This window comes from Bacillus sp. ISL-4 (assembly GCF_018613275.1).
In the GTDB taxonomy this organism is placed as follows: Bacteria; Bacillota; Bacilli; order Bacillales; family DSM-1321; genus Peribacillus; species Peribacillus simplex_E.
The window spans coordinates 1-8,570 of sequence record NZ_JAGGQN010000087.1 but is presented as its reverse complement, the minus strand read 5'-3'; the positions used below and the strand labels follow the sequence as shown (position 1 = coordinate 8,570).

7 protein-coding genes are annotated in these 8,570 nt (G+C 37.1%); 2 read left to right on the top strand and 5 right to left on the bottom strand.

Features of this window, described 5'->3' with window-relative positions; translation table 11 throughout:
• Positions 1-339 precede the first annotated feature (339 nt).
• The gene (locus tag J7J00_RS27665; RefSeq protein ID WP_034304517.1) at positions 340-543 is read left to right on the top strand and encodes an alpha/beta-type small acid-soluble spore protein; all 204 of its coding nucleotides are present in this window, start codon (positions 340-342) and stop codon (positions 541-543) included.
• 540 nt (positions 544-1,083) lie between these two features.
• Here the strand turns inward: J7J00_RS27665 and arr are convergent.
• Entirely contained in the window at positions 1,084-1,500 is a 417-nt protein-coding gene (gene arr, locus J7J00_RS27660; RefSeq protein ID WP_214796395.1) for an NAD(+)--rifampin ADP-ribosyltransferase, read from the bottom strand.
• 506 nt (positions 1,501-2,006) lie between these two features.
• Between arr and J7J00_RS27655 the strand changes: the two genes are divergently transcribed.
• Positions 2,007-3,134 (top strand): IS110 family RNA-guided transposase, encoded by a 1,128-nt coding sequence (locus J7J00_RS27655; RefSeq protein WP_214796394.1) that lies wholly within the window; start codon positions 2,007-2,009, stop codon positions 3,132-3,134.
• Between the two features lie 852 nt (positions 3,135-3,986).
• On the opposite strand, the gene J7J00_RS27650 is transcribed toward J7J00_RS27655, so the two are convergent.
• The 4 genes from J7J00_RS27650 to J7J00_RS27635 form a co-directional block, all read right to left on the bottom strand.
• On the bottom strand, positions 3,987-5,159 hold the full coding sequence (locus tag J7J00_RS27650; RefSeq protein ID WP_214796391.1) for an iron-containing alcohol dehydrogenase: 1,173 nt from the start codon (positions 5,157-5,159) through the stop codon (positions 3,987-3,989).
• 319 nt (positions 5,160-5,478) lie between these two features.
• The gene (locus J7J00_RS27645; protein WP_214796389.1) at positions 5,479-6,270 is read right to left on the bottom strand and encodes a DUF4046 domain-containing protein; all 792 of its coding nucleotides are present in this window, start codon (positions 6,268-6,270) and stop codon (positions 5,479-5,481) included.
• A gap of 387 nt (positions 6,271-6,657) precedes the next feature.
• Positions 6,658-7,758, bottom strand: a complete 1,101-nt coding sequence (locus tag J7J00_RS27640; RefSeq protein WP_309487263.1) for a GerAB/ArcD/ProY family transporter — start codon at positions 7,756-7,758, stop codon at positions 6,658-6,660.
• Between the two features lie 412 nt (positions 7,759-8,170).
• Positions 8,171-8,570, bottom strand: a 400-nt coding sequence (locus J7J00_RS27635; RefSeq protein ID WP_214796387.1) for a GerAB/ArcD/ProY family transporter, incomplete at its 5' end; no start/stop codon positions are given.

The window sequence follows — 8,570 nt, the reverse complement described above, 5'->3', positions numbered from 1 at the left end:
TTAGCTGGTTTAGTTGCATAAAGAAAAAGCTACCTCAAAGACAGTTCTGATCTTTAGCTAATGCACCCGTTATTAAGGATTATTGTAGAGTTGACACAAACTGTGCAATAGGAGGAGAAAGCCTCTGCCTCAGATTATTTGCTTTTCGGAGCTTCTGAAACCCTTACCTTGCGCCCCGGTGGCATCAATGTTTTCCTGTGCCCTTCCCTTCTAGAGCTACAGATGAGTTTTAATTTCACTTAATCACTGCCTTAATTTATTTTAAATTCTATGTATATAACTCTTAACCATATCAAAACCTATGACTAGCAACACATTACATTCATAGGAGCTGACAACATGGCTAGAAATAACAACAGTAATCAATTAGTAGTTAATGGTGCAGAGCAAGCTCTAGAACAAATGAAATACGAAATCGCTAGTGAATTCGGTGTTACACTTGGCGCTGATACAACATCTCGTGCAAACGGATCTGTTGGTGGAGAAATTACAAAACGTTTAGTGCAAATGGCTGAACAACAATTAGGCGGAAGAACTCGTTAATCGAAATCATATGTAATGTTAGGGATAGTCATTGGACTATCCCTATTTATAATTTTTACAAATTTCAAAAAAAAGAAACAGAACATCAGTAGCTGTTATTTTGCTATTTCGCAGTACGAATACACTGCACTTGTTAAACTAACCTGCCCCTTTAGTCCAATAAGGCTTATTGTAGACCTGACACATATTTTGACGTAAAAAGAGTAATTTTACTATCTGGTTTTTTTCTTGTTTTTATCCCGAAAATAAGAAATAAGTGCGTCACCTATAGTAACCAAAATATCAAAAAACTCTAGAAATAGATTTAACAATTAACCAGAGGTGTTGCCTTTTGAGACACCAAGAGGGTCTTGGTGAAGTGAGTCTATCAACTCCTTATCCTCCCTTCGGTCCGGTACCGTTGACAGACGCCATACGGGGCTCTCTCGCCTTCGTGAGAGGTTGCCCCTAGGTTTTTTTTCCCTAAAAAAGCAAAAAGGACGCTTAAAAGCGCCCTCAATGCGAAATAGAACTTTCTTGAACTTTGGTTAGATTTGAAAATTAATCGTATATCACATTTTTTCCTTCTTCACTTAATTTTTTTAAAGATGTAAGCATATGATTTATCTCTTCATCGGAGTGTCTTTCCCATGAAGCTAATTCAGCTATTATTTTTAGAGGCGATTTAGATCTATATGAGCGTGTTGGGTTTCCAGGAAATTTTTTATCAGTTAAGTTAGGATCATTTTCAAAATCTCCTAATGGTTCTACAATGTAGATTCTTTCTTTTGAATTAGATTTTGCTAATTCAGCACCCCATTTGGCAGCATTTAATGTTGCAGTAAAGTATATATGGTTAGATTTTTTTTCTTGGTAATTTGATAAGTATTGCGGTTCTAATAAATCACCAATTTCCAGTTCTGCTTTAGTACCATGAAAAAAAGGACCCTTATCTAAGACATCTTTTTTGTCATCCATACTGATACACCTCTTCTATTTTTAGATTTGTATTTAGCAGTATAGCGTAGGAATTACAAAAAAAACAGTCTATAAAAAGAATATAAATAACGGTATAATGTAAGTAGAGAGAATGATATTGAACGGAAATTACCTAGTATTACGTTTTAATTAGTAAGCAGGTACACTTTGGGAGGAAGAGCAGCGAAAGCTGCTCTTCCTTTTTTGTCTTTTCCCCCTTCGGCAGGCACAAAGGTTGATACTTGGGTGTTTAATTATGGCTAATTTTTAATAAATCTTTATAAACAATTTTATGGATTTGAGGTTGTTATTATGAAGATCTGCAGTAGGGAATTTTGGGTTTAATGAACAGTATGAATACACACGCTTGTTCAACTATCCTGCCCCGTTAGTCATAATGAACGAAAACGGCTCCCATCGCTTAACGTAGATTGCACTTGGTCATAATGTTACTACCAAAAATAAAAAACCAAGTGTAGAGCTACACACGAAAAGGAGCCTATATTATGAAGGATGTTCAAAAATTTGTTGGTTTAGACGTATCTAAAGATTCAATTGCTGTTGCGGTTGCTGATTCTGGTCGTGGTGAACCTAGATTTCATGGAACTATTCAAAATAAACCAGAGGATATTCGTAAATTGATGAAAAAGTTAGGGAAGCCTGAAAGCCTATTAGTATGTTATGAAGCAGGATCTTCTGGATATGGAATTTATCGATTTCTTCTATCTATGGACATTGATTGTATGGTTGTCGCACCCTCCCTTATTCCAAAGCGATCGGGCGATCGTGTGAAAACAGATAAAAGAGATTCTATTAGATTAGCTCAGCTACTTCGCGCTGGAGAGCTTACTTCTGTATGGGTTCCAGATGAAGATCATGAAGCATTGAGAGACTTAATTCGTGCTCGTCATGATGCTCGTGAGGATTTACAAAGTTCTCGCCAGAGACTTGTTCACTTCTTACTTCGCCATGGAATACGTCCTCCGCAAGGAGTTAGAAATTGGTCCGTAAAACATCGTGAATGGTTAAAACGATTAACATTTGAAAGAGCTTCTCAACGTATTGTTTTTCAAGAATATCTTCATGCAATCAATGAAGTTGAAGATCGTATGAAACGAATCGAAGCTCAGATTCATGAAGAAGCCCTTCAAAGTGAACATGCTCCAGTAATTCAAGCTCTTCAAACATTAAGAGGAGTCGCAGAAGTCACAGCTGTTACTTTGGTAGCTGAAATTGGACAGTTTTCTCGCTTTTCAAACCCAAGACAACTAATGTCCTATGCTGGACTTGTTCCAAAGGAATACTCGAGTGGGTCTAGTCGTTGGCAAGGTTCCATTACGAAAACCGGAAACTCCCAAATTCGTCGTTCCATAGTAGAAGTTTGTTGGTCTTATCGCCATCGACCATCTCTTAAAGGTGAATTGCTTAAACGTCAAGAAGGTCAAGATCCAGAGGCAAAACGTATAGCTTGGAAAGCTCAACACCGGCTTCATATGAAATATCATCGCATCTCTGCTAAAGGAAAAGGTGGAAAAGTAGCTGTTGTTGCAGTAGCCAGAGAATTACTTGGTTTTATTTGGGCTATCGGTTGTGCCATTGAGGATAAGCAAGTAAGTGTATCGAATGTTGCTTAAGCAGATCGAAAGTAAGATTATAATAAATGATTTTATCGAATCATAATTTTGTGATTTAGAATTGAAGATTTGGCTCGAAGGCAAACCCCCGGGAAGGAGAACCCTCATGTGCAACTATGCACTAGGTCTAGGTACTGAACGTGCGCCGTTAGTCCGAGGCAGCTCCGTGACGGATGGAGTGAAATGTGGTAACCAACCCACGCATATCAGTTTGTATACCACCGTCAACGTTTTGCCTTCGTGCCAAGTTTTTAAGGTTATCCTTGTTCAACTTTTAGAATTGTATCCATTTCGATTTAGCTTATCAAGGGAAAGTACGCCCTTGATAAGCTAAATCCGAAAGGATATTTGGTTTATAAGTTGAACAAGGAATAACTCTATTCATAGCTGAATGAAACACCATTTAAAAACATTTGGGTGTGGTGGGTTGACAGTTTCGTTCATATCAGTTGCATAAAGAAAAAGCTACTACCGGCAACAATTCATATCAAATTAAATTATTTTTTAATCAGTGATTTTAACTTTTATGTTAATAATCCGTATTATGTTAACTAATTCCTCCCTAAGTGATCTTTAAAAATGACATTCGATTGTTTATAGCAGAAATTATTTCTTTATTCAGGTTCCCTTTAATTTGGATAATGGCAATCGCTTATACAACTATTGTAGTGAAGTTAAAAGGAGAAGTTCGAATACAGCGAGACAAAGTAATTGACGAACCATATACTAATCCAGAAGAAATTTCAAATCCAAATAATATAAGGAATTGAGAACATATCGATATTCGTTTTATGAAATCCACACAAAAAAAGTAGTAGATATACATCTGCTACTTTTTTTGTGTTTCTTATTTTACAATGAAGCTTTTAAGATAGATAAGATATCTGCTTTATTTAACTTTTTAAAGTTGCCAAATCCTCCATGCTCCATTTCACGAGCAGCTATTTCTGCAATTTCGTCTAGTCTCTCTTCTCCGATATCATAATCAGATAAGCGAGACGGTGCACCAAGGCTTGACCAGAAAGTACGTAACTTATCTATTCCTTCTAAAGCAATTTCGTTGTCGCTTTTGCCTGCTGTTTCAATATCAAACATGCTCAGCATTAGACGCTTCATACGAATTACGTCTTGATCGAGAACGTGTCTCATCCAATTTGGGAATAAAATTGCTAAGCCGCCCGCATGAGGAATATCATATACTGCTGATACAGCATGTTCAATTGTATGGGAAGCCCAATCGCCAAAGTAACCCATTTGAAGTGTTCCGTTTAATGCAATTGTTCCTGAAAATAAGATGGTTTCACGATGTTCGTAACTTTGCAAATCCTCTAGTAATTTCGGCGCTGTTTCAATCACCGTTTGTAATACTGAATAACACATACGGTCTTGTAGAGGTGTGTTTTTCACGCTATGGAAGTATTGTTCAAATACGTGACTCATCATGTCTACCATGCCGTAAATTGTTTGATCTCTAGGAACAGACATCGTATTTACAGGGTCTAAAATAGAAAATGAAGGGTGTGTTACAGAGCTCCCCCAAACATATTTTTCATTTGTTTCCCAATTAGTAATAACAGAATCAGGATTCATTTCAGAACCCGTTGCTGCTAATGTTAATACTGTTCCGAACGGTAGTGCTTTTGTAGCTGTTACTTTTTTGTTGATGATATCCCAAACATCTCCCTCATACTGAGCTCCAGCAGCAATAGCTTTTGTACAATCAATAACACTTCCTCCGCCAACAGCTAACAAGAAATCAATTTTTTCATTTCGACAGATATCAATTCCTTTTCTTACCGTAGATAATCTAGGATTCGGTTCTACTCCAGCTAACTCTTGCACGTTTACTTTTAAATCTTTTAATAACGTAAGAACTTGATTATATAACCCGTTTCGTTTAATGCTTCCTCCACCGTAAACGAGCAAAATATTCTTTCCGTATTTAGGGATTTCTTCTGATAACGCTTGAAGCTGATCTTTTCCGAAGATTAATTTTGTGGGGTTATGATAAGTGAAGTTCTCCATAATATCTGTATGCCTCCTAGTTGAATTTCATTAAGTTGTCGCAATACGCAAACAAGAGTGTAAGTATAATAGTAAAATAAAATAAAAACAAGAGAAAAGTACTCAACCCGCGTACTTCACTTTATTGATTTATTATAAAAATAGAGAAAAGAAATAAAGAACATTCGTAAAGTATTTTTAAACTTTAACGAACGTTAAAAGAGAACAATTATATTAAAAAATGACCTGTTCGTAAAAGTGTACTTTTACGAACGTCAGAATGATATATTTTGTACAACTCTAACCGAACAATCTCGTGCCCTTTTTATATTCTTTTTCACTACTTACTATAACTCTTGAATATTTTCGCTTTGCTATTCGCGACAGATATATAACGGTTTCTTTGCTTTATCCATTTCCTAACATTCTCCAATCGAGAGTCAAAAGCCCTTTGAAATATACCTGTTAGCCGGAAGTCAAAAAAGTGTTGTTTCTTTAACTTCATCAATGCTTCTTCATAAGATGAAAAGTCAAGCTGTTGGAATAGGAACCATTCCATTGTCTCCTGAATATATACTTGATTTGTCCAACTATTCAGTGGTACATTAACAAATTGCCAGGGATGGAATACTCCAGGGTAAACAGCTTCGATCACTTGAAATGGAGAGTCTCCAAAAAGATTAAAGACACCCCTTAAACTATATTTTTTAAAAAAATGAAAATCAACTTGGAAAGGAATTTCTTCCATGGGGATTTTGAGTTCTTCCTCAATCACATATTTTACAGCATTAATAGCGCGATTTTTCCCTTCTTCTCCATACCAATATCTACTAGGAACCTGTTTAAACTCCCATGGCCTGAATTGTCCTGGGTAGGCATTATCAATTACATCAAAATAATTCCATCCATAAATTAGAGCAGGTGGTCTTAGACGGTGACACCACAAAGTACTCGCCTTTACCTTTAGAGGAATTTCATGTACCGGTATCAATAATCGTTCCTCAAGTAAATAGCATGTCATATAGCGCAAATATTTTTTTCCATCTTTGTCTAAGAAAAAGTTATTGGGAAAACGATATATTTTTCTTTCTAAAACATCTTGGTAGATTTTAATCACTCTTTCTCGACTCATTCTCTCAAGCTCCTTCCGGAAATTTTTTCAAAAAAACTATTATGGGTAATAACGAAATGGTTTTTTAATTGAAAATGGATATTACTTTTGCTTAATAGCTTACTTAATAGACTGATTCTGTTTATAAAAAGGGTCAGGAACTCTGTCCCTTTTTTATGAAAATACATGAATTACAGAAGCAATTTTCTACACGTTTCTTTCAATAAGATAGTGTCATGGGCATGTCCACCAATGAATAAACCCATACCCTTTCATTCCAGAAATAGATTACTTTCATTAAGTTCGGATAGAAGGTCACTTCGCACACTACTGGAAATGAATGCTTTTTGGCTTAGGACCAAAGAATGATAAAATGCATTAAAGAATAAATTGACAACGTATGAAATACTAGCTTGAATCGACTCTCTTTCTATTTCTTTTCCCTATAACAGCTATCACCAACAAAAACAGAGGAATCATCGTTTGAATCAATAGTCCGAAAGGGGGGAAAGCCCCGATATTATACCGAGCCAATTCCATTGTGTTAGGAAGTGACCAAAAGCCGAATGATACAGTCAGAATCCCTAACGGCCATACAATAGGCCGATAGTCCGAAAGATTCAGCCACTGTGCGGTACCTAAAGTAGCCGCATAATAAAACACAGAAATTTTGACAAACGCTCCTACGATCCAAATGGCCATGACGACGGACTCCATATGTTCAAAGAAGTCAGCGATACTGATGTATCTAGCTATTTGCATCAAGGGATAAACCCTAGAGGATGTCGCTGGTCCGAGTACAAAAAGAACAACCAGATTCACCACAACTAACGTCATCATCACGGCAAATACCGTCATCATTCCATACTTCATTCCTTTTTTCCTATCTGCTAAAAAAGGGAGAAGAAAAGTGATAAGAAAAAACTCTGTGAACCATGCACCCGGTACAATCGCGCCCTTGGTTGGAGGCGTAATCCCATCCTCCAATAGCGGGAATATATTTTTAAATTCTAAATCGGTAGACACTAAGATGATTAGGAGGAGGATTGGAAATATAAACATTGGCAAAAACAATTCAGCTGCTCTTCCTAATCCTTCTAATCCTCCGCGTACGACCAAGGCACTGAGGAATATCATCGATGCCATGATTACACTAATTGGGGTATTGACTAGAAAGGAGTCGACAATAAATTCTGCGTAAGCTCTGGTTATTTGTCCTGTGCCCTGGATATAAAAAAACAAGATTAAAAAACCGATAATTTTCCCGGCGAATCGACCAATGATGTGTTCACTGAACTGGATTACCGTTTGTTTCGGATAAAGTTGGTGCAGCTTATAAGCGATATACACCGTCACATACCCGATAAGAGACGCCAAAATAGGGGACAGCCACAAATCTGTTTTGGCATATTTTCCTGTAATACTTGGAACAGAAAGAATGGCGGTAGCCACTATCGTGGGATACATCATGACTGCCATCTGAAGCGAGGAAATTTTACCTTTCTCCATCATCTTTCTCCTTTCTGTAATAGAATCGAAAATCCGAATCACGCGCGCAACCCACTGACAGATTTAATTTTTCATAAACTCCCTAAACGGATTAAAAAGAGTCCCAATCTCATTTTTCCTTCACCTTTTTTCCGGCAATTCCACCGGTTGTTTAATAGCCCTGTCTTCGGATATAGGCCACAACATGGATTTCCATTTCCATCTCCGCGAATATCTCATCCAAGTGAATTTCTATTTTATTAAACTGATTGGGGTATATCCGCATTCTCTCAGTCCTCTTAGAAGTAGATTACTTTCATTGAGTGGGGATAGAAGGCTCCCATTAACGGAAGTTTCCGGAAATTTAACGCTTTTTGGGTTAGGACCAAAACTAAAGATTACTAAAATATTTTAAGGACAACAACGTTATGTATTAGCATGAATCAACTCCTTTTCTTTTTCTTTTCCGTATGGCAGCAATCACCAACAATAACAGTGGAATGATCGTTTGCATCAAAATACTTTGTAAAGGGAAGACGTTGATATCATTACGACTGGCATCCATAGAGCTAGGCAACGACCAAAAGCTGAATATGACAATCAAAATCCCTATCGGCCATACAACAGGACGATAGTCGGAGAGATTCAGCCACTGCGCTGTACCTAAAGCAGATGCATAATAAAATACGGAAATTTTCACAAACGCCCCTACTATCCATACCGCCATGACGGCGGACTCCACATGTTCAAAAAAGTCGGCCAAACTGATGTATCGAGATACGTTCATCAAGGGAAAATTCTTTGAGGGTGTTGTTGACCCGAGTACAAAAAGA

Bases quoted from the DNA above. Each gene is read 5' to 3' on its own strand.
- arr (WP_214796395.1), bottom strand. From the start codon at position 1,500: ATGGATGACAAAAAAGATGTCTTAGATAAGGGTCCTTTTTTTCATGGT.
- J7J00_RS27645 (WP_214796389.1), bottom strand. From the start codon at position 6,270: ATGAGTCGAGAAAGAGTGATTAAAATCTACCAAGATGTTTTAGAAAGA.
- J7J00_RS27640 (WP_309487263.1), bottom strand. From the start codon at position 7,758: ATGGAGAAAGGTAAAATTTCCTCGCTTCAGATGGCAGTCATGATGTAT.
- J7J00_RS27655 (WP_214796394.1), top strand. From the start codon at position 2,007: ATGAAGGATGTTCAAAAATTTGTTGGTTTAGACGTATCTAAAGATTCA.
- J7J00_RS27665 (WP_034304517.1), top strand. From the start codon at position 340: ATGGCTAGAAATAACAACAGTAATCAATTAGTAGTTAATGGTGCAGAG.
- J7J00_RS27650 (WP_214796391.1), bottom strand. From the start codon at position 5,159: ATGGAGAACTTCACTTATCATAACCCCACAAAATTAATCTTCGGAAAA.